At 42.0% G+C, this 23,159-nt stretch carries 21 protein-coding genes; 6 read left to right on the forward strand and 15 right to left on the reverse strand.

What is annotated here, in order from left to right:
• Positions 1-88 precede the first annotated feature (88 nt).
• From PG766_RS03575 to PG766_RS03600, 6 genes are all read right to left on the reverse strand, one after another.
• Positions 89-790 (reverse strand): response regulator, encoded by a 702-nt coding sequence (locus PG766_RS03575; RefSeq protein WP_118198520.1) that lies wholly within the window; start codon positions 788-790, stop codon positions 89-91.
• Positions 780-1,847, reverse strand: coding sequence for a sensor histidine kinase (locus PG766_RS03580; RefSeq protein ID WP_227084649.1), 1,068 nt, complete (start codon positions 1,845-1,847; stop codon positions 780-782). Before PG766_RS03580 ends, PG766_RS03575 begins: the two co-directional genes overlap by 11 nt.
• A gap of 20 nt (positions 1,848-1,867) precedes the next feature.
• A complete protein-coding gene (locus tag PG766_RS03585) occupies positions 1,868-2,521 on the reverse strand; it encodes a potassium channel family protein (RefSeq protein ID WP_008374280.1) in 654 nt (217 codons plus the stop codon).
• Between the two features lie 15 nt (positions 2,522-2,536).
• On the reverse strand, positions 2,537-3,877 hold the full coding sequence (locus PG766_RS03590) for a TrkH family potassium uptake protein (RefSeq protein WP_008374278.1): 1,341 nt from the start codon (positions 3,875-3,877) through the stop codon (positions 2,537-2,539).
• Positions 3,874-4,032, reverse strand: coding sequence for a hypothetical protein (locus tag PG766_RS03595; protein WP_008374277.1), 159 nt, complete (start codon positions 4,030-4,032; stop codon positions 3,874-3,876). The genes PG766_RS03590 and PG766_RS03595 overlap by 4 nt, the downstream gene beginning before the upstream one ends.
• A 283-nt stretch (positions 4,033-4,315) precedes the next feature.
• On the reverse strand, positions 4,316-4,900 hold the full coding sequence (locus PG766_RS03600; RefSeq protein ID WP_118198518.1) for a 50S ribosomal protein L25: 585 nt from the start codon (positions 4,898-4,900) through the stop codon (positions 4,316-4,318).
• A gap of 329 nt (positions 4,901-5,229) precedes the next feature.
• On the opposite strand from PG766_RS03600, the gene pepT reads away from it, so the two are divergent.
• The 3 genes from pepT to PG766_RS03615 all read left to right on the forward strand — a co-directional run bounded on the left by pepT (position 5,230) and on the right by PG766_RS03615 (position 8,778).
• Positions 5,230-6,450 carry a peptidase T gene (gene pepT, locus PG766_RS03605; protein ID WP_118198517.1) on the forward strand — a complete coding sequence of 407 codons (1,221 nt, stop codon included), beginning with the start codon at positions 5,230-5,232 and terminating at the stop codon, positions 6,448-6,450.
• A 455-nt stretch (positions 6,451-6,905) separates the two neighbouring features.
• On the forward strand, positions 6,906-7,445 hold the full coding sequence (locus tag PG766_RS03610) for an RNA polymerase sigma factor (protein WP_117824167.1): 540 nt from the start codon (positions 6,906-6,908) through the stop codon (positions 7,443-7,445).
• Positions 7,426-8,778, forward strand: coding sequence for a DUF4367 domain-containing protein (locus tag PG766_RS03615; RefSeq protein ID WP_181988890.1), 1,353 nt, complete (start codon positions 7,426-7,428; stop codon positions 8,776-8,778). The genes PG766_RS03610 and PG766_RS03615 overlap by 20 nt, the downstream gene beginning before the upstream one ends.
• Positions 8,779-8,844: 66 nt before the next feature.
• On the opposite strand, the gene PG766_RS03620 is transcribed toward PG766_RS03615, so the two are convergent.
• Entirely contained in the window at positions 8,845-9,780 is a 936-nt protein-coding gene (locus tag PG766_RS03620) for a D-2-hydroxyacid dehydrogenase (protein WP_118198516.1), read from the reverse strand.
• Positions 9,781-10,022: 242 nt separating this feature from the next.
• Here PG766_RS03620 and PG766_RS03625 point away from each other — a divergent pair, with 242 nt between their 5' ends.
• A complete protein-coding gene (locus tag PG766_RS03625) occupies positions 10,023-10,886 on the forward strand; it encodes a YitT family protein (RefSeq protein WP_117824170.1) in 864 nt (287 codons plus the stop codon).
• A gap of 206 nt (positions 10,887-11,092) precedes the next feature.
• Here PG766_RS03625 and PG766_RS03630 read toward each other — a convergent pair whose 3' ends face one another.
• Positions 11,093-12,643, reverse strand: a complete 1,551-nt coding sequence (locus tag PG766_RS03630; RefSeq protein ID WP_117556813.1) for an L-glutamate gamma-semialdehyde dehydrogenase — start codon at positions 12,641-12,643, stop codon at positions 11,093-11,095.
• A 285-nt stretch (positions 12,644-12,928) separates the two neighbouring features.
• Between PG766_RS03630 and PG766_RS03635 the strand changes: the two genes are divergently transcribed.
• Together PG766_RS03635 and PG766_RS03640 are read left to right on the forward strand one after the other, a co-directional pair.
• The gene (locus PG766_RS03635; RefSeq protein ID WP_117556811.1) at positions 12,929-13,372 is read left to right on the forward strand and encodes a MarR family winged helix-turn-helix transcriptional regulator; all 444 of its coding nucleotides are present in this window, start codon (positions 12,929-12,931) and stop codon (positions 13,370-13,372) included.
• Between the two features lie 2 nt (positions 13,373-13,374).
• Positions 13,375-14,739, forward strand: a complete 1,365-nt coding sequence (locus tag PG766_RS03640) for an MATE family efflux transporter (RefSeq protein ID WP_118198515.1) — start codon at positions 13,375-13,377, stop codon at positions 14,737-14,739.
• A 258-nt stretch (positions 14,740-14,997) separates the two neighbouring features.
• Here PG766_RS03640 and PG766_RS03645 read toward each other — a convergent pair whose 3' ends face one another.
• The 7 genes from PG766_RS03645 to ligA all read right to left on the reverse strand — a co-directional run bounded on the left by PG766_RS03645 (position 14,998) and on the right by ligA (position 23,151).
• The gene (locus PG766_RS03645; protein ID WP_118198514.1) at positions 14,998-15,492 is read right to left on the reverse strand and encodes a DUF2798 domain-containing protein; all 495 of its coding nucleotides are present in this window, start codon (positions 15,490-15,492) and stop codon (positions 14,998-15,000) included.
• 203 nt (positions 15,493-15,695) lie between these two features.
• On the reverse strand, positions 15,696-16,163 hold the full coding sequence (locus tag PG766_RS03650) for a signal peptidase II (protein ID WP_173686909.1): 468 nt from the start codon (positions 16,161-16,163) through the stop codon (positions 15,696-15,698).
• A gap of 2 nt (positions 16,164-16,165) precedes the next feature.
• A complete protein-coding gene (locus tag PG766_RS03655; protein ID WP_022220857.1) occupies positions 16,166-16,453 on the reverse strand; it encodes a hypothetical protein in 288 nt (95 codons plus the stop codon).
• A gap of 32 nt (positions 16,454-16,485) precedes the next feature.
• Positions 16,486-18,174, reverse strand: a complete 1,689-nt coding sequence (locus PG766_RS03660; RefSeq protein WP_118198513.1) for a S8 family peptidase — start codon at positions 18,172-18,174, stop codon at positions 16,486-16,488.
• 102 nt (positions 18,175-18,276) lie between these two features.
• On the reverse strand, positions 18,277-19,533 hold the full coding sequence (locus PG766_RS03665; protein WP_118198512.1) for a cation:proton antiporter: 1,257 nt from the start codon (positions 19,531-19,533) through the stop codon (positions 18,277-18,279).
• A 172-nt stretch (positions 19,534-19,705) separates the two neighbouring features.
• Positions 19,706-21,139, reverse strand: a complete 1,434-nt coding sequence (gene clpX, locus PG766_RS03670) for an ATP-dependent Clp protease ATP-binding subunit ClpX (RefSeq protein ID WP_055158510.1) — start codon at positions 21,137-21,139, stop codon at positions 19,706-19,708.
• Between the two features lie 50 nt (positions 21,140-21,189).
• The gene (ligA, locus tag PG766_RS03675) at positions 21,190-23,151 is read right to left on the reverse strand and encodes an NAD-dependent DNA ligase LigA (protein ID WP_118198511.1); all 1,962 of its coding nucleotides are present in this window, start codon (positions 23,149-23,151) and stop codon (positions 21,190-21,192) included.
• Between the last annotated feature and the right edge of the window lie 8 nt (positions 23,152-23,159).

Here is a 23,159-nt window from a genome sequence, read left to right on the forward strand (position 1 = left end):
TTTATATCATTATCATATCAGTCCTGTAGGTAGTCATTCAAGAATAACATTCGTTTTTTCTAACTAATTTCATTGTCTGCAAATTGTTTTATTCCGTAGCCTCTCTAAACCGGTACCCTACTCCGATTTCTGTCAGAATAAATCTGCAATTTCCGGGATCTTTTTCTATCTTCCTTCGCAGTGCTGCCATAAATACCCTCAGGTTGGCTGCTTCTACTCCCTGTGCACTGCCCCAGATCTGACCGAGAATATAATTATGTGTCAGTACCTTTCCCCTGTTGTCGATCAATAGTTTCAAAATCTTATATTCCATCGGAGTCAGATGAACTTCTTTCCCATCTATCGATACCTGATGTTTTTCCCAGTCCACTTTCAGATAATCACACTGAAAGATTTTTTCTTTCTTTTCCTCCGGAATCTGGTTACTCTTTCTGAGCGCCACACGGATTCTGGCCAGCAGTTCGCCCATATAAAACGGTTTTGTCACATAATCATCTGCCCCCAGATCCAGTGCCTGTATTTTTTCTTCCTCTTCCTGTCTTGCACTGACCACAATGATCGGTATCTTCGAGATTTCTCTTACATTTTTTATAATCTCAATCCCGTCACCATCCGGAAGTCCAAGATCCAGAATGATCATATCTGGTCTGTTTGCATAGAACAGTGCATTTGCTTCTCCACATGTCTTCGCAATCACATAATCATAGTCTTCTTTCTTAAGACTCATCGAGATAAAGTTAATAATATATTTATCGTCTTCCACAATTAAAATTTTATGCTTATCTGCCATCTGTACTTACCTGCCTTGCCTCCAACCAGAACATGAACCTTGCTCCGCCTTCTTTTCTGTTCTCTGCACAAATATTTCCACCATGTGCATTTACTACCGCTTTACATATAGCCAATCCCAGTCCAATTCCTCTTTGTCTGTCCCCTTTTTCATCTGACCTTGTAACAAATTCGTCAAAAATATTTTCTTTCAGATCTTCCTGAATCCCGTCTCCGTCATCTTCTACACTGATCCACACTTTCCCTGCATCATATCTGGCTTCTATACAGATCCATCCATTTTCCCCTGTATGCTTCATCGCATTATCCAGAAGATTGACCAGCACCTGGACCATCAGTTTTCCATCTACATTTACAACAATCAGCTCCGACGGAAGTTTAATTTCAAATCTCCTCTTTTCCCGGAGTCCTATGATATGTGATACGGCTTCATAGATCAGATCATCCACTACTTCCTGGTTTTTCCGGATCTCAAATTCTTCACTTTCCAGCTTTGTCATATTCAAAATATTTTCCATCAGGCGCATCAGCCATACAGACTGCTCCTGTATCTCTCCTGCCAGTTCCTTTCTGACTCCGGCATCCAACTCATCCGCCTCTTTTAAGAGTCCTGCAGCTCCCATAATTCCGGTCAAAGGTGTCCTGAAATCATGGGATATACTTCTCAGCATATTGCTTTTCAGCTTTTCTCTTTCCATCTGTGCCCTTGTTTCCTCTGCAATACGCACCTGATTATGAAATCGTACCATAATACTTGCGGAAATGAATCCTGTGATAAGGAAAAATACCAGACGTACCACATCATTCTGATCCGTCATCGCAAATGTATGCACCGGCACTGTAAAAAAATAATTAAACAGCAGCACACTGCATACTGAAGCCATCATTCCATACAGATAACCGGTAGTTGTAACTGTTATGACCAGTACACCCACAATATAGATCATCAGAATATTTTCTTTTCGAATTCCATAACTCTGGAGAAAAAAAGACAAAAATGTTGCAACCGCCATGATCGCAATCGACTGCACCATATATTTTACTCTCTTTTTTGTCATTTTCTTTCCCCCATCATTCATCATTTTATACTTGCAAGCAGACGATCAATATCCTTTGTAAGACCTACTACAAGCAGATGATCCTTCTCATGCATCACATAATCCGCTCTCGGAAGGACCACCAGCTCTGTATTTTTCTTTATTCCAAATACATTTATATGATAGTTTGCCCTTATATCCGCTTCTTCTATCGTCCGTCCGATCCATGCAGCCTTCGGCTGGATTTCAAAAATCGAATAATCCTTACTGAGTTCAAAATAGTCAAAAACATGATTTGCACTGTATTTTACAGCCAGTCGTTCTGCAATATCCCGATCCGGATAAAAGACTTCATCCGCTCCGTTTCTCAATAAGAATTTTGCATGGATATCCCTGTTTGCCTTACTGACAACATGTTTGGCTCCAAGCTCTTTTACCAGGCTTGTTATCTCCAGACTGCTCTGAAAATTTGATCCGATGCACACAAAGCAAAGATCGAAATTTCCTACTCCAAGACTTCTTAATACTTCTTCATTTGTACAGTCCCCTACCCGTACTGCTGTTGCGTATTCCAGCAAATCCGTTGTCTTTTTCTCATCTTTATCGATGATCATTACCTCATTTCCCCGATTTGCCATATCAATACACAGATGATGGCCAAATCTTCCAATTCCTATAATCAATACTGATTTCATTTTCTACTCCTTGTTCTATCCTATCGTAATTTCTTCTACCGGTTTCCGGATCGGTGCTCCATGTCTGTGCCCTTTCAGTGAAAGTGCAAATGTCAGACTTCCTATTCTTCCGCAAAACATCAGAAATACCAGCACCATTCTTGATGCCATACATACATCTCTTGTGATTCCCGCAGACATTCCCACTGTTCCCATTGCAGAAAAGACTTCAAACATCACATCCGACAAAGAAAACGGCTGCATAATTTCCATGAAGATCGTTCCTGTTAGTATAAGGAACAAATTCGTACACATTACAACACTGGCCTTTCTGATCGCAGTTTCATCCAGTCTTCTGTTAAATACATTACAACCGGCTGCTTCCATCAGATTTGCACGCACAAATACAATAAGAACCACTACGGTTGTCGTCTTAATTCCACCTGCTGTAGATCCCGGGCTTCCTCCTATGAACATCAGAATCATAGTAACAAGTTTACTGCCTTCCGTCAACGCTCCTGTATCGGTTGTATTAAATCCTGCCGTTCTGGCTGTCACCGAGTGAAATAAAGAACAGAGTATCTGTTCTTTCACAGGCATCCCTGCCAGTACATTATTTTTTTCCAGTATCAGGAATAAAACTGCTCCTCCTATAATCAGAAAACCTGTTGTTGATAATACAATCTTTGTATGCAGATGATATTTTTTCCATTGAAATTTTTTCACAGACAGATCATCCCACACCAAAAAACCGATTCCACCGATTATAATCAGCAGCATGATCACTGTATTTACCAGCCAGTCATCCGAATATCTGATCAGTGACTGATAGGCACCATTTTCTCCCATAAGGTCAAACCCGGCGTTGCAAAAGGCTGATATAGAATGAAAGATCCCGTACCAGATCCCTCTTCCTATTCCGAATTCCGGAATAAACCGGATCATCAGCAATACAGCTCCAATGCTTTCAAAAAAAAGTGTTCCTTTTATAATCTTCTTCGTAAGCTTTACAATTCCACCAATTTGAATACTATTGATACTCTCCTGCAAAATTCCACGGACTTTAAGCCCTATCTTTCTTCTTAACAGAATCGCCACACAGACACCAATTGTCATAAATCCCATACCGCCGATCTGGATCAGGATCAAAATGATAAGCTGTCCAAAAAAAGACCAGTGCAGATATGTATCCTGTACAACCAGCCCAGTCACACAGGATGCGGATGTCGAGGTAAATAATGCATCTGCAAAAGATGTCATATTTCCATCCCTTGATGAAACCGGAAGCATTAAGAGAATACTTCCCAAAAGGATCAACAACAAATACCCGACAACAATCATCTGTGTCTGTGTCATCTTTTTATATATTACTGTCATTTGTTTCGTTTCCTTTCTCCTCTATATCTTTCTTCCTCTCTCTCTTTTTTATCCTTCTTCAGAAAAATGTCGAGTTCACGCATCAGATGCAATCCGGCGATCAGCAGAAAGCTCAGGATCCCTGTAAATAAAATAATACTCTCAATCTCGAACATAACCTTTCCTTCCTCTCACTGTTTTTCCTCTCCTGTTTTGTAAATCAATGATAGTATTTTTAGTATAAAGATTGTATAAAGATTCCTGATTTTATGTAAATATTCCGTTATGATTTCCTGCTGAAAAATGGGATTAGGAATTTCATTAAATAGAAAGAATGTGCATCTCCGGCACGCAGTGCCTTTTGTTTCATAGGAAGTTCCTTCGGGATTTTCTATGAAGCAAAAAACGGGCACTTTGCAGTTCTTTCTGCAAAGCGTCCGCCTTTTTTACAAAATCTTTTTATTCAACTGCTGCTTCTTCCTCATCTGTTTCCGGAACATCATTATGAACGGCAACCACACCTGCTACATCTGCTTCCGGATCTGTGATCAGTTTGACATCTTTATCCTTTGCGATGTCAAGGTCTTTGACTTTAATGGTTTCTCCAACCTTCAAATCTCCAACATCAACAATTACTTTTTCAACAAGTGCAGATGGAAGTGCTTTGTATTCAATTTCATCAAGCAGTTCCTCCACAACACCTGTGACAACCTTTGACTGATTGTGGATCACAACTTCTGCTACAGAATGTACCATTTCTCCACTTACCAGTGCCTGAAAATCTATTTCAAGTACTTTTGAACCCATAGAATCATAATCGACTTCTTTTACCAGCACATCCATCTGCTCTCCGTCCAAATCCAACATGATCTGGCTTCCTTTGCCATTAGCTTTCAGGAACTTTTCCGCTTCTTTCTGTGTCATCTGTACCGGAATGGAGCCTTCAATCTCACGTCCGAATACATTGCCGGTTACATAACCTTCTCTTCTGAGTTTTTTGGCTTTTGTCTGCATGTTTCTTTTTTCAGCTTTTAAAGTATTCATTTATCTTTTCCTCCAATCACTGACTTCTGGTAAAGTACCTATTTCCTTGTTACAGCTGTATTATAGCACTCATGGATTATCAAGATTAACCAAAATCACATCTTTTTTAACCAATATTTTTGCTGTTTTTCAAACTTTTTTATTTGTTTTGTGCAATTTTTTTATTTTTTACTTTTTTCATTTTTCAAAAATTTTCACATTTTCATCCCTTGATTTTTTCTTACGTTATGTTAAATTTCACACCAAAAAAGAACCTGCTGCCACAATTGCATATTCACCTGCAAAATGCTATACTCGGATAAGAAATGTTAATGAAAAGAGGTTTTATTATGAGAGCATATGAACGACTTTTAAATTATGTAATAGTCCGTACTCCAAGTGATGAACACAGTACGACTTCTCCTTCTTCCCAATGTCAGTTCGACCTGGCACGTATTCTGGCAGATGAGATGACTGCCCTCGGGATTTCTGACGTAAGTCTGGATGAATTCTGCTATGTATATGGAAAGATTCCTGCCACACCGGGATATGAGAATAAACCATCTATCGGATTTATCGCACACATGGATACCGTTTCCGATTACTGTGACCATGACATCATCCCGGTCGTACACAAGAACTACGATGGCGGTGATCTGCCGCTTGGCACAAGTGGACGTACCCTTACCGTAAAAGATTTTCCGCATCTTCCATCTCTTGCCGGATGCACCCTGATCACAACAGACGGTACAACCGTTCTTGGTGCCGATGATAAAGCCGGAGTTGCCGAGATCATGACCATGGCTGAAGCCCTGATCAAAGAAAATATTCCTCATGGACCGATCTCAATCGCTTTTACACCAGATGAAGAAGTCGGTGGTGGAACTGATCATTTTAACGTGGAAAAATTTGGTGCACAGTTTGCCTACACTCTGGATGGCGATACCGAAGGCGAAATTCAATATGAAAACTTCAATGCATGCAAGGCAGATTTTGAAATTACAGGATTTGCTGTGCATCCCGGTTCCAGCAAGGATACGATGATCAATGCGTGCCTGGTTGCCGCTGAAATCAATAACATGCTTCCAGGACTTGAAATCCCACGTGAAACGGAGGATTATGAAGGATTCTACCATCTGACCGGTATGAGTGGAGATGTGGCAAAAGCAGAGCTTCATTATATTGTAAGAGATCATGACAAGAATCTGTTTGAAGCCAGAAAAGAAACTCTTCGCCATATTGAGAAGAACCTCAATGAAAAATGGGGAGAAGGCACTGTGAAGCTTATGATTACTGACCAGTACCAGAATATGGCTGAGATTATTGCCGGATGCATGCATCTGATTGAGAATGCAAAGAAAGCCTGTGAAAATGCGGGTGTTGCACCGCTTGTGCTTCCGATCCGTGGCGGCACAGACGGATGTCAGCTCAGCTTTATGGGACTTCCCTGCCCGAACCTCGGAACGGGGGGACATGCATTCCATGGACCATATGAACACATCACGGCAGAAGGAATGGACAAGGCTGTGGATATCGTGGTTGAACTTGTGAAATTATACGCGGAGATGTAAAGGGTTGTCTGACGGACAGAAGAAATAATACAATAGGGATCACAGACGTTTCGGAATCCAAGAGCATCTAGGTCTGTAGTAAATTTGCTAAAAGCAGTAAGAAAAATGACAAACTCGCTGGCGCTCAAACAGTGTCATTTTTCTTACTAACGCAAATCTGCTACAGACTAAGATGCTTAGGATTCCTGCAAATGTCTGTGATCCCTATTGTATTATTTCTTCTTGTACTGTCGAAAAGTTTTATATATGGATAAGAGTTCCAGGCTCAAGTGAATTTTTTTGGTTAGGATGTCCATATTGCAGGTTATTCAGTTTTATGTTATGTAGCTTTATTTTTATGCTGTTGTTTTTTACATTAAATGGATATTTTATTCAAAGTGTCACATTTCAGGGTTGTATTTCGTCTTTATTTATAGAACGTTCAATAAAGATATGAAAGAAGGTGTTATTTTTATATGCGTGAGTATTCTGACAGTGAGAAGTTGGAACGATTGTATGAGTTGTATGAGCAGAAGATGTATGCGGTGGCTTTTTCGATTCTGAGGAATGAGTGGCAGGCTGAAGATGCGGTGCAGGATGCTTTTGTACGGTTGCTTAAGAATATACGAAAGCTTCGGGATCTGGAAGATGAAAAAACACGGTCCTATGTTCTTCAGACGATTCAAAGTGCTTCCCTCGATCAGTACCGGAAAAATCAAATAACGTCCAATGCAACGGTTCCAATCAAAGATATGGATTTTGCTGATGAGCGTGATGATATTATGAAGCTGGTCAGCCGTCTTGCCGGTGACTCTGTCCTTGAGCAGATCCTTGGAAAACTTCCCGACTCTTATCGCGATGTGATCCTGTTCCGCTGTGTACACCAGCTTTCGGTAAAAGAAACAGCTTCCGTCCTTGAAATCGGCGAATCTCTGGTTCGGAAACGTCAGCAAAGAGCATTGAAAAAACTCAGATTGATCATAGGAGATGATATGTATGCAAAACAAAAAATTTGACCAAATAAGCCTTGAAGAATTTGATTCTATGAATATGGATCACACTTTTTCCGATAACTATAACCGAAAAAAGCAGAACTTACTGCATGCTGTCTCGGAAAGTGAACATAACCGGCATCGAAACCATCTTTACCGTGTTGCCGCTGCCATCGTTGCCCTTTCCCTCCTTCCCGCAACCGCATATGCAGCTGACAGACTGCTTCAAATGCATTACAACAGTACCGGAACATACAGCGGTGATCTTTCTCTAACGACTACCTCAAAAGATACTGTATTTTCTCCGGTAAAGCTGACTCCAACTTATTTACCTGATGGAAGTATTGCTGCTTCAGACCGTGGACCTGACAAGTACTATGTCCCTTCCGATACAGAATCTTCTTCACATGGTACTGTATTTTCTCTCTACAAGATGGATACCGATGATTTTACATTTTCGCACTCCTATATGACTTCTCGTGAAGAATTTAATGCCAATGGAAATGATGCGGTTCTGATGACTTTCGACTCTTCTGGAGTCTTTGATAAGGATGCCTACGTCGTCTTCCAGGATTCAGGCTATATTGTTGAAATCAATATGGGAAATGCAATCACCAATGAAGAAGCGAAAAAGATTGCTTCTGGTGTGACACTTACGCCTGCTACAGATTCTGACGCTACCTTTGCAGGTTCTTTGTCCGAACTTAAAACGGAATTAGCTGAAGATGCAGCTGCACCAAAAGCACTACAGACTACCTGGCTTAAAGTAAATGATACCTGGACCGACGAAACCTGTGGCTATCAGATGACTGTTAAAAAAGTAGAAGCTTTTGATAATATCCGTTCACTTAACGCAGATTTCTTTACTGATAATGGTAAAAATCTTCCAGATGGTTCGATTAACGACAACGGAGATCTTATATCATATAATCGTGCTATTATTCAGGTCGGAAATGGAACCGACTCACTCAATACACAAACAGGTACTGCACAGATTCATCGAAAATTATTATATGTAACTCTTGAGATTACAAATCCATCCGACAATCCTTTTTCCGATACGGAATCCTGTGTAAATTATGATCTGACCATTCCGTCCGAAAATCCAGACGGATATTATAACAATGCATTGTTCGATAATCCAACATACAAAGATGTTATCAATTATCCAATTTATTTTGATGCCTCTGTATGCTCCGACAACTCTGACCATCATTACTTTTTCACCAGTCTTGAAAAAGGACAGACCATCACCTGCCATCTTGGTTATATTGTCGATGAAGATCTGTTGGATCAGCTTTGTCTCAATACCTCTTTTGACGGACAGATTGGACAGTTTGTGACTCTTTACAAGTAAACAAATATTTTAAACAAAACCGGAGTTGCCGCATATCACTAAAATCCATGCGCCAACTCCGGTTTCTTAAATTTGAAAATATTCTTTTACCTGTCCCAGTATTATCCCCATCAGCTTTGTCCTTGCTTCCACGCTCGCCCATGCTACATGTGGTGTAATCAGCAGTTTTTTGCTGTCTTTTATTTTTCGCAGCGGATTCGTCTCACTCATCGGCTCCTGACAAAGTACGTCAAGTCCGGCTGCAGCTATCTCGTCATTTTCAAGTGCCTCATACAGATCCTGCTCGACTACGATCGGACCACGTCCGAGATTCAGGAAAATACAGGTTTTTTTCATTTTTGCAAATGCTGCTTTATCCATTAAGCCCTCTGTATGTTCATTTAACGGTGCATGAACGGATATAATGTCAGATTTTGCAAGCAATGTATCCAGATCTACCTGTTCGTAACCTTCCTGCGCCGGACGCCCTGATGCCGAGTAATAAATAATCTGTGCTCCAAATGCTTTTGCGATATCCGCAACTCTCCGGCCAATTGTTCCCAGGCCTATGATCCCCCAGGTTTTGCCACTGATCTCCGTAAAATGCTCTGCAAAATGCGTAAATATTGTATCATTGATGTAACGCTCTTCTTTTACATAATCATCGTAATAACGTATCTTTTCCAGCAGATAGAGAAGCATTGCAAAAGTGTGCTGTGCCACCGTTTCTGTCGAATAGCCAGCTACATTTCTCCATGCAACTCCTCTTTTTTCCAGATATTCTTTATCCAGATTGTTGGTCCCCGTTGCCGTCACGCATACCAGCTTTAACTTCTCTGCTTTTCCAATCGTCTGCTCATTGACCTGTACTTTATTCAAAATGATCACATCTGCATCCTGAACTCTTTCCGTTACTTCTTCTGATGTAGAAAAATCGTATTTTACGACTTCACCAAGCCTGTCAAATCCAGAAAGATCAATATCTTCTCCAATTGTTTTTACATCTAAAAAAACTATTTTCATAATCTGTCCCTCACTTTATCACTGTAATTTGCAACTTTTCCTGTTCATTATCATAACAAATTTATTTTACGGATACAACCCAAACAACCGTTGACATTCTTATCCTATGGCGCGTATACTAAAGAAATGAAGAGCATTTGCGATTATATCCTGATATAATTAGCAGATGTTTTTTTTGGTCTTTCTGGCAAGCCTTCGCTTTTTATAAATCACATTCCATCAACATCAAGGAGGATACTATCATGAATCAGAACAAAGCTTTGGAACTTACAAAAGATATCGCAACTGATATTATCGGAGGAATCCTGATCGCTGTCGGTGTCTATAATTTTGCTGCCGCCGCAAAGTTTCCGATGGTAGGGGTAAACGGAATCGCCCTGATCTTTTACCAGTTGTTTGGACTGCCGATCGGTACTGTTGCCCTGATCCTTAACATCCCGATCGCCATCTGTTGTTTTCGGCTTCTGGGCCGCAGATTTTTCCTGAATTCAGTCCGGACGATCATCATTACTTCCATAATCATGGACGCGATCGCACCGCTGTTCCCGGTTTATCAGGGTGACAGACTTCTTTCTGCCATCTGCTGCGGTGTCCTTTCCGGACTTGGTTATGCAATGATCTATATGCGGGATTCTTCAACCGGAGGCTCTGACTTTATCATGATGTCGATCAAAGCACTGAATCCTCACCTTTCCCTTGGAAATATTGCATTTGCACTGGATGCAGTAATTGTGATCCTCGGAACCGTAATTGTATCCCGTGACGTGGACAGTCTGATCTACGGTCTGATCGTCAGCTATCTGCTCTCTCTTGTTATGGATAAAGTTATGTACGGAATTGATGAAGGAAAGCTTGCCCTGATCGTAACCGATCCCGAGCACAGTACTGAAATCTGCTTCAAAATCGATGAAGTTCTCGGACGCGGCTCTACAATTTTAAATGGTATGGGAAGTTATTCCAAAGATGATAAGCACATCATAATGTGCGCCTGCAACAATAAGCAGATGTACGGAATCCGCAAGCTGATCAAAACGATTGATCCAAAATCCTTCCTTGTAATCATGGAATCGAATGATGTAGTGGGTGAAGGATTTAAAGATGAGTAAATTGCGGTCAGCTTTTTCAGACAGCTAAGCAAATCATCCGTATCACTTGTTGGACACTTTGCATCAAAAATAGAATTCCTGATAATAAAAACCGGAGGCTCATGTGTCTTTTTACACAAGCCTCCGGTTTTTCTATAATCTGCCAAGCCAATACTTCGCTTTTATACACACTCTGATTCCCTGTCCTTTTTTAAGTCCGGCTCTTCCTATGAATTCAGATCTTCTGTGATTGATTTAAGGTTCATGAAGTTTGTCAGATAATCTGCTGTACCAGTCTTCGCATCTGTTCCGGACATGTTAAATCCACCAAATGGATGCTGAAGTACAACTGCTGCTGTAGATTTTCTATTAAAGTATAAGTTACCTACCTGGAATTCTACTTTTGCTCTCTGGATATTTTCACGTGTCTCACTGTATACAGATCCTGTCAGACCATATTCTGTCTGGTTTGCTACATCAAGTGCTTCATCAAAAGAATCTACTTTGATAACAGCAAGGACTGGTCCAAAGATTTCTTCATTGGCAATTCTTGCATCTCTCTTGATATCGCGGATTACAGTAGGATCAATATAATATCCTTCTGCGTCACTGTATGTACCACCGAATACAACATTTCCTTCTTTACGTCCGATCTCGATGTAATTGGTAATGCTGTTATAAGCGCCCTGGTTGATAACCGGTCCCATCGCTGCATTGCTTTCGCCCGATCCCTGGTTCGCCTTCAGTTCTGCTGCGCATTTTACAACTTCATCTACAAACTCATCATATACATCTGCCAGAACAATTGCTCTTGAGCATGCAGAGCATTTCTGTCCCTGGAATGTAAATGCAGAGCTTGCAACTCCATTTGCTGCTTTCTTGATGTCTGCTGTTGAATCTACGATAATTGCATTCTTTCCACCCATCTCAGCCACAACACGTTTGATCCATCTCTGTCCGTCAGCGATCTTGGCTGCATGTTCATTGATTCTGCATCCAACTGCTTTTGATCCTGTGAAGTTTACAAATCTTGTAAGCGGATGTTCTACGATGAAGTCACCAATCTCTGATCCTGATCCAGGAATGTAACTTACTACGTCAGCCGGAATACCGGCTTTCTGGCAGAGTTCTACGAATTTGTATGCAACGATCGGAGCGTCTGAAGATGGTTTGCAGCAGATCGTGTTACCGGTAACAACTGCCGATACGATCATTCCACCAAACAGTGAGAGTGGGAAGTTCCATGGAGAAACAGCCACACCTACACCGATCGGGATGTAAACGCATTTTGTAAGTTCATCTGTAGGAACCAGTTCTTTTCCTTTTTCCAGATTCTGGATATGCATTACATAAGAATTGATAAAGTCAAGCTGTTCGCAAAGTTCTCCGTCAGCTTCTCCCCAGTTCTTTCCACTTTCAAGGACGTTCCATGCATCCATGATGAAACGGTTCTCGATCAGAAGTGCTGCAAGTCTTCTTAATACACGTACTCTTTCTTCTACAGATGTAAGGCTCCATTTTTTGAATGCTTCGTAAGATGACTTGATTGCCTCGTCAGCCTGTTCTTTGCTGCATGAGCATGCATATCCGAGTACTTCCTTTGTAGCCGGTGATACAGAAGCGATCTTCTTTTCTGTCTCAACTTTTTTTCCACCGATGATCAGCGGGTAAACAGCACCTGCTTCTGCATGAGCCTGTTTGAATGCTTCTTCTATTTTCTTTTTATTTTCTTCCAATGTGAAATCAACTTCTACTGCGTTTTTAAATCCTGTAAGCATGTACTTATGTCCTCCTTGAACTATGGTCTATAAATTGTTTATTATTGTAACAGCAAATTTTCCCCACGTCAATATGTTAAAGTAAAAAAATGTATTTTCGTATACAATTATACCGTTTATATTTTAACAAATAACTTGCATATTTTCGTTCTATTGACATTTTATCTCAATTGATATAAGATATTATTTAAATTGTTCTTTTTAGAACCATTTTTCAAGTGACTGCGCTCAGCGCGAGAATGTGTCAAGGCACATTCTTTTTTATTAAAAAACGGAGGTGTATGGATGAACATTACATATCTGCTTGTATTAATGCAGCGAATTGGGAAAATACATGAACAGATGTTGAAAGAATTATGCCGCCAGTATGATCTCTCGCTGATCGAGGCTAAGATCATTGCTTTCTTACATAATAACCCCACAAAAGATACCGCAGGTGATATTGCCGAGCTCCGGATGCTCTCAAAAGGGAATGTATCCCTGGCAGTTGATCTTTTGTGTCAGAAAGGGTTTCTTTCAAAAACAGCAGACCAGACGGATCGCAGGAAAACGCATCTTTCCCTGCTGCCATCATGCGAAAATGTTACCGGAGCAATCGACACGTTCCAGTCTGCTTTTTACCACAATCTGTTTGACGGATTTTCATTAGAAGAATTCCAGATGTTCGCCTCGCTGAATGAACGTCTGGCATCCAACGTAGCAACTATTTATCACAAAGGAGATTATTAGACATGAACAAAGACAAAGATTTTCTGGGTACTGAACCCGTCGGAAAGCTGATGTTCCGGCTGGCGCTTCCGACGATCACCGCACAGCTCATCAATATGCTGTACAACATTATTGACCGTATTTACATCGGACACATTCCTGGTAATGGGGCACTTGCCCTTACCGGAGTCGGCGTATGTATGCCACTGATTATGATCATTTCCGCTTTTGCCGCACTGGTTGGAGGCGGTGGTGCACCGCGTGCTTCGATTGAAATGGGAAAAAATGATCTTAATACTGCAGAACATATTTTGGGTAACTGCTTTTTCCTGCAGATTCTGATTTCTATAATCCTGACAGTCATCCTGCTGTTTGGTAACCGTACTTTTCTTCTTGCCTTCGGTGCCAGTGAAAATACGATTGAATACGCTGTAAATTATATGAACATTTACGCTGTCGGCACTATTTTCGTCCAGCTTACCCTTGGCATGAATATGTTTATCACCACACAGGGCTTTGCCAAAACAGGTATGCTCTCTGTTCTGATCGGAGCAGTGATGAACATTATTCTGGATCCGCTGTTTATCTTTGCATTCCATCTGGGTGTCAGAGGTGCTGCGCTTGCCACAATTCTGTCACAGGCAGTCTCCTGCATCTGGGTTCTTTCTTTCCTTTGCGGAAAAAAGACGATCCTGCACATCCGGAAAAAGAATCTCATCCTGAAACCGGAGATTATTCTTCCTTGTGTCGCTCTCGGGCTTGCCACATTTATCATGCAGGCTAGTGAGAGTATCATCTCCGTATGCTTCAACTCTTCTCTGCTGAAATACGGAGGAGATATCGCAGTTGGTGCCATGACGATTCTTACCAGTGTCATGCAGTTCGCAATGCTGCCGTTGCAGGGCCTGGGACAGGGTGCACAACCAGTCCTGAGTTATAATTACGGTGCAAAAAACGGAGATCGTGTAAAAAAAGCTTTCAGGCTTCTTTTAACAGCAAGCCTCTGTTATTCCACACTTCTGTGGGCATTTATTATGCTCTTCCCTCAGGTGTTTGCAGAAATGTTTACTTCAGATTCTGCACTGCTTGGTTTTACTAAATCAGCACTCCGGATTTACTGTGCCTGCCTGCTGCTTTTCGGAATCCAGATTGCATGTCAAATGGCATTTACATCATTCGGAAAAGCAAAGGCTTCGATTGCTGTCGCTGTTACACGTAAATTTATCCTGTTGCTGCCACTGATCTATCTGCTGCCGCATATTCTGACCGGGAACAAGACCAATGCAGTGTATATGGCTGAACCGATTGCAGACTTCCTGGCTGTATCCTTCACGACGGTTTTGTTTACGTTTCAGTTTAGGAAAGTGTTGAAAGAACTTGAGGGGTAGTCGCAAGAGGGCATAAAAAATAATCCCTGGTAGCTGCTAAGTTGCACGAACCATTCCAACGAGCCTTTCAAAGCATCAATTGTGTCAGCAATGGCTTCCACAATTGATTAAGTCTCGTTTCCATCGTGCAAAGACGCATCTACCAGGGATTATTTTTTATTTACGTTGTTGACTGAGTTTTACTTCTTTGACCGGGTGTTGAACTGGAGCCGTAAATCATTGTTTTATATTTTCAAATGGATTTACACATTACCTCAATTAGGCTTCCTGACCATCGGCGATTTTGGATGTTTCTTTTTCTGGGAATAATAATGCGAAAATCTTTCTTACCAGTGGACCGGCGAAGCAGAGCTGCCAGAAGAATGCCATCGGGAAGTTGATTGCTGTAGTCTGGAACCAGACGGATATGAACTGGGTTCCCGCATTCTTGAAGAGCAGGGTTGCTGCAAGGCTCATAAGTGGACACATTCCGATGATGGATACTACGGAAATGGCGATCACCAGGTGAAAGTTATTATCTCTTTCCAGATCAACAATGGAAAATGCTTTTTTCTTTGCAAATGGTCCAATCAGGAAGAAATCAAGAATGAATGCAATTGGTCCCATGATGACCAGCTCGTGGAATGCATTTAAAAATACCTGGTTGTTCATTCCTCCTACGTTGAGAGCAATGTTGTAACAGATCATGGTATAAACCATCACGAACACCATGATAATTGTGAAAATAACGTCTTGAAATTTGTTTTTTGGCATAAAAATATCCTCCTTCATAATAAGCGTAACAGAAAATGTGTTGTTCGTTCATCATTCCGGAGGAATGTATCGTTTCCAATATAACCGAGATTCTATTCTTTTTTCTATATGGCATATGCCAGACAACGCCATATCAGCAAGGTTTATAATACCTCAACTCTTTAAAAACAGTCAAGTATTTTTTCAGATACATTGAATCATTTTTATCTCTTTTTTCCAAATAAAGAACTCCATACCGTCAGGATCGCTCCTGCAAAAAGAGCCAGATCCGAGAGATTAAAAGTGATATCCGAGAGTTTCCTGTTCTTTGTTTTCAGAGACAGATAATCGACCACATAACCTCTTTTGAAACGGTCATAAGTATTACCAACTGCTCCGCCCAGCATCAGCGATGTTCCAAGCTTTGCCAGTTTGCGTCCCGGTTCTTTCCAAAGAAGGTGCTCCCAGAAAAACAGGATTCCAAGTGCTGCCGCCGACATGCCTTTTACCAGCTTTGGTCTGCAATCCAAATGATTCATCATCAGACCTTTGTTGTGGACTTTGCGGTAGATTCCTTTTCCCTTCCAAATCCGGCGTTCTTCCCCGTCTCTTACATTTTCTTCAGTATATTTTTTAATTCCAAGATCGCACCCGGCAACAAAAGCTCCGGTTAAAATGCTCAGGATTTCCATAATTATTCTCCTTTGATTCGCGCGATTTCCTGCTCGCATACCTCTGTCTGTTCTTCACGCTTTTCGATTGCTTCGCAGAGTGCGATAAAATCGGTATCTACCACTTCCCCCTGTTTGAAACGCTCATATACCAATCGTCCGATCTCTGTCATATCCCGCTCGCTATCTCGCTTCAGACCATAGATCTCATTTTTCTTTTTCTGAATATCGATCGTATCTCCTGCCTTCTTTCCAAGATCATCCACGGTATCTGAAATCCGCTTTCCTATTGTATCAAAAAAATCACTCATTTACTTTTTCCCCTTTCGCATCTGCGTATTTTTCAGAACCGCCTGATCTGCTCAAAAGTACGGTAAAGGTTCAACGCTCCATATCCCCATTCCTGGTTCGGATAACTCATGTCTGTCTTCCGTGAAGCTCCCAGTATCAGCAAATTCTTCATCTGTGATGCATCCAGATCCACTCCCTGCCTATCCAGCCACTCCATAAAAAGTGCCAGTGCTCCGGAAGTGATCCCAACTGCTATACTGGAACCAGATCTTGCAACAAACTGCCCCCTTAAATTGATCCCTGTCACATTGATCCCCGGCGCAGCAAAATCCGGTTTGATTCTGTTATCTCTAGTATAACCTCTTCCCGAACTGACTGCAATGCTATTTTCCTTTCCATTATAGTACGCTGCACAGACCACCGGTCCGGTATCCCCTGGCTCCATCACCGTATATTCCGGATTTGCACGGATAAAATAGACATTTCCCGTCAGAAACTCTTCCATTGGAAGCCAGATATGAAAGATTCCATTCCCCAGCTCCAGTGTTTCCGGTATAATCTTCCAGATTCCGCTTCCCGGTCTGTCAAACTGAAAAAATACCAGCTGCGCCCCGGTCGTCTCTACCAGAACCCGGTAATTTAATATCACCCTGGTCTGCTCGAATACAAACACATACTCTCCTATTCCCCGTCTGAGCGAGACCGGTCCTACTGTCTGTCCTGTTGGAGATGCGATAGAAAGTGCCAGAAGATTCGGAAGTTCTGTCCATAGTTCCATCACAAAGCCTCTGGTATTATTCCCTACATTGATCTCCACCGGCTGATTATTTTCCTGTTCCAGAATTCCCAGATAATGATGCCTTTTATCTGCCTCGTTGCCACTTCCGGTCACAATCCCGATTCCTTCGCTCGCCGCCACATTTTGCAGATACTCTGACAGGATTGAATATCCTCCATGTCCTCCAAGGCTTGTTCCAACTGCCAGACAGATCACCAATGGTCTTTTCAGCTCTTCTTGTACCTTCTGCAGATAAAAAACCGCCGCTACCAGATCATTTTCCTGATAGCATCTGGCATCACAGTCTACAAAATAGTACTCCCGTAAATATTCTTTTGCCTCCTTCAGCTTCACGATCACCATCTCTGCCTCCGGCGCTGCCCCGATAAACAGATTCTCCGGATTTGCCCCTCCGCATGCCACACTTGCAACAAAAGTGCCATGTCCGTCCGTATCAAATGACGGAACGGTTTCTTTTGGATTCTCGCTCTGGATCGCCAGATTGATTTGTTCCCTCGTATATTCACTTCCATATCCGATTTCCCGGGGCGCTGTTCCACTTTGTTCTTCCTGATCCCAGATTCGCCGGATCCTGGTCGAACCATCCAGATTCCGGAAAATGGGATCCAGATAGTTGATCCCAGTATCAATGATCCCAACCAGAACTCCTTCACCGCTCAATTCCAGACCAGTCAGATTCTGAACCGCAGCAATTCCCGCCTGTTGGATCGCTGCCATATCCAGTGTTGTATAGCACTTCGGAACCATTGTATACGGATAATCGGCAAGTTGCTTTTTTCTGTCTTCACTCTGGTCAATATAAAGAAGCTCAAAACCGTATTTTAACGGTATCCGGCATCCGTTTTCCAAAGGAAATTTTTCCCCGAGAGCACCGGTATCTCTCATCATAAAATCCCTGTATTCTTCCGACAGAATCTTTTCTTTACATTCTTCCTGTGGCATAAAAATTCCTCATATACTTTCTTTTGGAAAATATATGAGGGATTGTTCTTTCTTATACTACGATACTGGACGGTTACGCATTTTGCACTCCATATCCATTCTTTATTCGGTACGTTTCTTTTCAATATCCTCGTAGAAGGAAGTCACTTCTTTTCCTTTTTCCAGGGTACTTATATTCGGACCGCTCTTGAATACGATCTTCAGCAGAATTGGTGTGATGATCGTTGTGATCACTACCACGATGATAACCGGTCCGAGGAAATTGCCGCCCATCATACCGAGTGCTTCTCCCTTGCTGGCAACGATCAGCGCAACCTCACCACGGGAGATCATTCCGACACCGATTCGTGCACACTGATAATTCTTATATCCACACATCTTCGCACCAAGGGCACAGCCAACGATCTTTGTCAGGATCGCAACAATGGTAAGAATCACTGCAAAGCCTACAATTGCAGCACTCATCTTCGGAAGTTCTACCTTCAGCCCGATACTTGCGAAAAATACCGGTGAAAGCAGCATATAAGACATGGTATCAAATTTCTTCAGCACAAAATCAGATTTACTTGTATTGGAAATGATCAGTCCGGCAATAAATGCACCAGTGATATCTGCAACACCGAAGAATTTCTCTGCCACATAAGCCATCAGCAGACAGAATACAAATGCCATGATTGCATGGCGTCTGAGTCCTTTTTCCGCCTGATCTGTCCATTTTTTAAATATCTTGTAAAAGATAAATCCGATCACACCTGCAAATGCGAAGAATGCAACGATCTTCAGTAATACAACTGAAATCTTTACTGATTCATCTGCCATACTTGTTACCAGTGTCAGTGCAATGATACCAAGCACGTCATCAATGATCGCAGCTCCAAGAATCGCATTTCCGGATTTGGTTTTTAATTTACCAAGTTCTTTTAATGTCTCTACCGTAATACTTACGGAAGTTGCTGTCAGGATAACACCGATAAAGATATTCTGCAAAAATACGCTGCAGGATGCATCGGATGCGATCACATCCGGACGGTTAAAGAACATTGCAGTCGCATAACCGCCGATCAGTGGAACGATAACACCTATCAGTGCAATAACGAAGGATGCTTTTCCACTTGCCTTCAATTCCTGTATATCAGTTTCCAGACCTGCACAAAACATCAGCACGATAACACCGATCTCTGCAACGTTGTGTATAAAGCTTGTCTCTGTCAGGATCCCAAGCATCGCCGGTCCAAGAAGAACGCCTGCAAGAAGTGCCCCTACAACCTGTGGCATCTGTACCTTTCTGGTCGCAAGACCAAGTGCTTTAGTACAAAGTAAAATAATTGCAAGATCCAGTAAATACTTATAAGTCTCCATTCTCTCTCACTCCTGTTTATATCTTGTTTTTTTAGACACATTGTCTAATGTACACCTTTTAATACAATTTTTCAACAAAAAAATACCCGTAAATCTTAAATTTACGGATATTTCCCATTCTATTTTTGTATAACCGCCATGTTTTTTTGATATATGAAGGTTATTGTTATACTCAGTGATGCTCAAGCCTTGGTACAGACTGGCTTCTCAGCTCGATCAGCGGTCCTCCGGTTCCTTCGATATATGCCTCCGTGATCGTCACTTCCCCGATGCTGTCATCCTTCGGAATCTCATACATAATATCCAGCATGAATTCTTCAATGATCGCACGCAGTGCACGGGCTCCGGTATCCTTCTTCATTGCCTTTCTTGCGATCGCATGAAGTGCACCATCATCGAATTTCAGATTGACCTCATCCAGTGCCAGAAGCTTCTGATACTGCTTGAGGATCGCATTTTTCGGCTCTTTTAATATCTGAACCATCATCTCTTCATCCAGTCCCTGAAGCGTAAATACGATCGGGAGACGTCCCAGAAATTCCGGAATCATTCCGAAGTTACGCAGATCTTCTGTCGTCACCTTCTCCAGTATTTTCTTATCATGATCATATTTGTCTTTCAGATCCGCTCCAAACCCGATAGAAGAATTCTTCATCAGTCTTTCCTTGATGATCTGCTCAAGATCCGGGAACGCACCGCCACAGATAAAAAGGATATTCTTTGTATTGACTGTAGTGAGCGGAACCATCGCATTCTTACTGTTGGCTCCTACCGGCACTTCCACTTCGCTGCCTTCTAACAGCTTTAACATTCCCTGCTGTACGGATTCTCCGCTGACATCTCTCTGGCTGGTATTCTTCTTCTTCGCAATCTTATCGATCTCATCGATAAAGATAATCCCCTGTTCCGCCTTATCTACATCGTTGTCCGCAGCTGCAAGAAGCTTCGATACTACGCTTTCAATATCATCCCCTATGTAGCCAGCCTCGGTAAGCGAGGTCGCATCTGTAATTGCAAGCGGCACATCCAGAAGTTTTGCCAGTGTCTTTACCAGATACGTCTTTCCAGATCCGGTAGGTCCGATCATCAGCATATTGGATTTCTCGATTTCAATCTCATCCATTGTATCCGTTGCCACTCTTTTATAATGATTGTATACAGCAACCGACATTACCTTCTTGGCGTATTCCTGTCCTACTACATATTCATCCAATTTCGCTTTGATCTTATGCGGAGCAGGAATATCCTTGATATTCAGGATCGGTTCTTTTTCTTCTTCCGGCTTTTTCTTTTTCACACGCTGGCTCTTCGGGATCTGTGCATCCATGTCTCCAAATCCCATCATCGGTCCCATGTTCATAAACTGGCTGTAATCCATCCCGCCAAAATTCATATTGTTCATTGCATCAAAGCTTTTTTGCATACAGTCCGGACACACGCAGATATTGTTCGGAAGATCGATCATCTTTCCGGTCACACTCTCCGGTCTGTGACAGATGAAGCAGACCTTTTCATAGCGATCTTCGTTATTTTCTTTTTTGTCTGTATTTTCTACCTCACCGGTTACTTTCTCAACTGTCTTGTCCTTCTGGTCATTTTCTGCCATTGGCTGGTCCTCCTTTTCTCGGTCGTATTCAGACGATTCCTCTGTCCTTCTTATTCGATTTCCACCCCTGCAAGTTCTATAAACTCTTCCTCTGAAATGATCGGCACTCCAAGTTCTTTCGCCTTTCTGTTCTTGGAAGAAGCAGACTCTACATCATTGTTGATCAGATAATTTGTCTTCTTCGTTACAGATCCGGTCACTTTTCCACCCATCTTCTCAACCAGTTCTTTTACCTCATTCCGGTTTGCAAAATGATTCACGCTGCCAGTGACAACGAAACTCATACCTGCAAATTTCTGTTCTTCTGCCATCTCTTCCGGCTGGATCTCCAGTTCTCCAAGAAGGAGCTTAAATTCCTTTTTTCTTTCCTCTGATACAAAATATTTTACAAATGCCGCCGCAAGCACCGGACCTACACCCTGGATATCACTCAGTTCTTCTTCAGATGCTCCTGTCATTTTTTCCACATCATTTTTAAAATGGCGACAGATCAGTTTTGCATTTGCAAGACCGATTCCTGCAATCCCAAGTCCATATACTACTTTAGCAAGGGTTGTACTTCTCGCCTTATCCACGCTTGCGATCAGGTTCGCATAGGATTTTTCTCCAAAACCTTCCATCGTCTGAATTTCTTCCTGATAGACATCCAGATGGAAGATATCTCTGTATTTGTGAATGAATCCTCTCGCAATAAATTTCTCCAGTGTTGCCTCAGAAAGCCCGTCAATATTGAGTGCATCCCTGCTGACAAACAATGCAAAGGATTTGATTCTTTTTGCCTGACACATCGGATTTGTGCAATACAACGACTTTGCATCATTCATCTGACGGATCTCCGTAGCTCCACCACAAACCGGACAGACTTTCGGGATCTCAATATTGTCACTGCCGGTCAGATTCTTCGCGATCTGCGGAATGATCATATTCGCCTTATAGACTTCGATCGTATCCCCGATTCCCAGATGCAGCTCCTCCATAATACTTAAATTGTGTACACTTGCACGGCTTACCGTTGTTCCTTCCAGCTCTACCGGTTCAAAGATCGCTACCGGATTAATAAGCCCTGTTCTTGATGGACTCCATTCAATCTCCAGAAGGTGCGTCTCGCGGATCTCATCTGCCCATTTGAAAGCAAAAGAATCACGTGGGAATTTTGCCGTTCTCCCAAGCGACTGCCCATACGCAATGTCATCATATACAAGAACCAGACCATCTGACGGAAAATCATTTTCTACGATCTTTTCTGCAAAAAATGCAACCTTCTCATCCAGTTCTTCCCTTGTCACCAGATAATGCTCCACCACATCAAATCCCTGATGTTCCAGCCAGTCAAGCTGCTCTTTTCTGGAATTGTGGAAATCCACATTTTCTGCACGTACCAGGGTAAATGCATAGAATTTTACGTTTCTCTGTGCCGTAATCTTATTGTTCAGCTGGCGGACAGAACCACTGCACAGATTCCGTGGGTTTTTATATTTTGCATCCACGTCATCAATTTCTTCATTGATCCGCTCAAAATCTTTGTAACCGATCACCGCTTCCCCTCGCAGGATCAGTTCCCCTTTATACGGAATATGAAGCGGCACATTTTTAAATACTTTCGCATTGTTGGTAATGACCTCACCGACTTCCCCATTTCCTCTTGTAACTGCCTTAAAAAGCTCGCCGTCACGATAGGTCAGAACAATCGTCAGACCATCCATCTTCCATGAGATCACAGCCGTCTGGTCTCCAACAAATTCCTTCAGCCTTGTCACTTCTTTTGTCTTGTCAAGAGAAAGCATCGGTGACTCATGACGTTCTTTCGGAAGCTCACTTAATACTTCATATCCTACATTCACAGTCGGACTGGAAGCCATAACGGTTCCCAGCTCTTCTTCCAGACCTTTCAGTTCATCATACAGCGCATCATACTCATAATTGCTCATAATTTCCTGCGCATCCTGATAATAAGCTTTTCCGGCTTTATTCAGAAGCTCTACCAGCTCCTGCATCCTTTTCATCTTATCCATATCCAAAT

Origin of the sequence: Coprococcus sp. LG101-27 (assembly GCF_027695515.1) — a bacterium.
Lineage (GTDB): Bacteria > Bacillota > Clostridia > Lachnospirales > Lachnospiraceae > Allocoprococcus > Allocoprococcus comes.

What these genes read in the sequence shown, in the direction of transcription:
- PG766_RS03575 (WP_118198520.1), bottom strand. Translation starts at nt 790, where the DNA reads ATGGCAGATAAGCATAAAATTTTAATTGTGGAAGACGATAAATATATT.
- PG766_RS03580 (WP_227084649.1), bottom strand. Translation starts at nt 1,847, where the DNA reads ATGACAAAAAAGAGAGTAAAATATATGGTGCAGTCGATTGCGATCATG.
- PG766_RS03585 (WP_008374280.1), bottom strand. Translation starts at nt 2,521, where the DNA reads ATGAAATCAGTATTGATTATAGGAATTGGAAGATTTGGCCATCATCTG.
- PG766_RS03590 (WP_008374278.1), bottom strand. Translation starts at nt 3,877, where the DNA reads ATGACAGTAATATATAAAAAGATGACACAGACACAGATGATTGTTGTC.
- PG766_RS03595 (WP_008374277.1), bottom strand. Translation starts at nt 4,032, where the DNA reads ATGTTCGAGATTGAGAGTATTATTTTATTTACAGGGATCCTGAGCTTT.
- PG766_RS03600 (WP_118198518.1), bottom strand. Translation starts at nt 4,900, where the DNA reads ATGAATACTTTAAAAGCTGAAAAAAGAAACATGCAGACAAAAGCCAAA.
- pepT (WP_118198517.1), top strand. Translation starts at nt 5,230, where the DNA reads ATGAGAGCATATGAACGACTTTTAAATTATGTAATAGTCCGTACTCCA.
- PG766_RS03610 (WP_117824167.1), top strand. Translation starts at nt 6,906, where the DNA reads ATGCGTGAGTATTCTGACAGTGAGAAGTTGGAACGATTGTATGAGTTG.
- PG766_RS03615 (WP_181988890.1), top strand. Translation starts at nt 7,426, where the DNA reads ATGCAAAACAAAAAATTTGACCAAATAAGCCTTGAAGAATTTGATTCT.
- PG766_RS03620 (WP_118198516.1), bottom strand. Translation starts at nt 9,780, where the DNA reads ATGAAAATAGTTTTTTTAGATGTAAAAACAATTGGAGAAGATATTGAT.
- PG766_RS03625 (WP_117824170.1), top strand. Translation starts at nt 10,023, where the DNA reads ATGAATCAGAACAAAGCTTTGGAACTTACAAAAGATATCGCAACTGAT.
- PG766_RS03630 (WP_117556813.1), bottom strand. Translation starts at nt 12,643, where the DNA reads ATGCTTACAGGATTTAAAAACGCAGTAGAAGTTGATTTCACATTGGAA.
- PG766_RS03635 (WP_117556811.1), top strand. Translation starts at nt 12,929, where the DNA reads ATGAACATTACATATCTGCTTGTATTAATGCAGCGAATTGGGAAAATA.
- PG766_RS03640 (WP_118198515.1), top strand. Translation starts at nt 13,375, where the DNA reads ATGAACAAAGACAAAGATTTTCTGGGTACTGAACCCGTCGGAAAGCTG.
- PG766_RS03645 (WP_118198514.1), bottom strand. Translation starts at nt 15,492, where the DNA reads ATGCCAAAAAACAAATTTCAAGACGTTATTTTCACAATTATCATGGTG.
- PG766_RS03650 (WP_173686909.1), bottom strand. Translation starts at nt 16,163, where the DNA reads ATGGAAATCCTGAGCATTTTAACCGGAGCTTTTGTTGCCGGGTGCGAT.
- PG766_RS03655 (WP_022220857.1), bottom strand. Translation starts at nt 16,453, where the DNA reads ATGAGTGATTTTTTTGATACAATAGGAAAGCGGATTTCAGATACCGTG.
- PG766_RS03660 (WP_118198513.1), bottom strand. Translation starts at nt 18,174, where the DNA reads ATGCCACAGGAAGAATGTAAAGAAAAGATTCTGTCGGAAGAATACAGG.
- PG766_RS03665 (WP_118198512.1), bottom strand. Translation starts at nt 19,533, where the DNA reads ATGGAGACTTATAAGTATTTACTGGATCTTGCAATTATTTTACTTTGT.
- clpX (WP_055158510.1), bottom strand. Translation starts at nt 21,139, where the DNA reads ATGGCAGAAAATGACCAGAAGGACAAGACAGTTGAGAAAGTAACCGGT.
- ligA (WP_118198511.1), bottom strand. Translation starts at nt 23,151, where the DNA reads ATGGATAAGATGAAAAGGATGCAGGAGCTGGTAGAGCTTCTGAATAAA.